The 1,521-nt window shown below is 70.9% G+C and carries 2 protein-coding genes; both read right to left on the reverse strand.

What is annotated here, in order from left to right:
• A partial coding sequence (locus tag EET03_RS29630) for an ATP-binding protein (RefSeq protein ID WP_167470754.1) occupies positions 1-531 on the reverse strand: 531 nt, incomplete at its 3' end.
• Positions 528-1,521 (reverse strand): transposase family protein (locus EET03_RS29635; RefSeq protein WP_136625795.1); only part of this gene is annotated, 994 nt, incomplete at its 5' end. The genes EET03_RS29635 and EET03_RS29630, both read right to left, overlap by 4 nt.

Genomic DNA, 1,521 nt, shown 5'->3' on the forward strand with positions numbered 1-1,521 from the left:
GCCCAGTTCATCGATCAGCAGCAGGTCCAGGCGGGCGTATCGACCGACGACGCGGGATAGTTGCCGGTCGTCGGCGGCCTCGACGAGCTCGTTGACGAGCTGGGCGGTGGTCACGTAGCGGACCCGGCGGCCTTGTTCGCAGGCGGCCAGGCCCAGTCCGAGGAGCAGGTGGGTCTTGCCGGTCCCGGAGTCGCCGAGCAGCACCAGGGGTTGCCCGGCGTCGATCCAGGCGCCGCCGGCCAGAGTGGCCAGCTGGGCGGCGGTGATCGATGGCGCTGCGTCGGTGTTGAACTCGGCGAGTCGTTTGAGGCGAGGGAACTTCGCTTCGCTGATGCGCCGGGCGCGGCGCCGGTCGCTGCGGTCGTCGACTTCGGCGGTGAGGACTTCGGCCAGGAAACCCAGATGGGTCTGGCGTTCCCGCACGGCGATCTCGGCGAGTCGGGCGGCTTCGTCGCGGACGGTGGGTAGGTGCAGTTCGCGGGCCGCGGCGCCGATGGCGGCTTGGGCGGCGTCGTCGGTCCGGGCGCTCATGGTGCGCTCTGGATCGTGGCGTTGGTGGTCAGCAGGTCGTCGTAGCCGGTCAGCGTGGGGGCGGGCCGGTCGTAGCGGGCCAGCGCACCGATCGGGATGACCGGCGCGAGCGCGCCACCGGCGTGGCGGCGGGCGTCGATGAGCACGGCCTGCGGGTCCAGCATGGCGGCGTCGACCGCTTTGTCCATCGCGGCGATCACCGCTGTGGCGGGCAGGCTGCGATGGGCGAGCAGGACTTCGATCAACGCCCGGGTGCCCGCCTGGTCGCCGCGTTCGCGGCGGGCGGCGTCCCAATACCGTTGATGGGTAACGGTAAACGCCCCACACGCTTTGGCTTGGGCCAGCGCGGTCGCCCCCGGTAGCGCACCCGGTTTGATCTTGAGGACTTCCAGGTAGTGATCCAAGACGAGGACTTGGGCGAATTTGGTGACCGCCCGCTCATGGGCGGCCACCACCTGCGCGCCGTCGAGGATCTCGACCCGGCTCGCCGACAGCCGTACCGGCAGCCGCCGCCCGGCGTAGCGCACCGGCGCCGAGTAGTAGCACTGCCGCACGCAGACCCGGGCCCGGGTATCGACCCGGGCGTGCAGCAGCCGGGCCGCATCGAACCGCTCGTCGGGCAGCGCTGACAGATGCGCGCGTTCGGCGTCAAACGCCGCGGCGATGCTGACCGCCCGGCCGGTGATCACCCGCTCGTCATCAGCCCGGTCGGCGGCAGCGATCACCTCGTTGAGCTCAGCCAACGAGGAGACCTTGGGCACCGGCACCAGGTGCCGGCGGCGGAACCTGCCGATCTCACCTTCCACGCCGCCCTTCTCGTGCGCGCCTTGCTTGCCCGGGACGCAAAAGAACCCGTCGAAGCCGTAATGGCTGCGCAGGGCGATGAACCGTTCGGACTCGGCCCGGTCCCGGCCACGCAGCACCCGCACCACCGCGGGCTTGAGGTTGTCGTAGCGGATCCGGGCCGGCACCGCACCGAAATGCTCGAAG

The sequence above is a fragment of the Mycobacterium innocens genome (genome assembly GCF_900566055.1).
In the GTDB taxonomy this organism is placed as follows: domain Bacteria; phylum Actinomycetota; class Actinomycetes; order Mycobacteriales; family Mycobacteriaceae; genus Mycobacterium; species Mycobacterium innocens.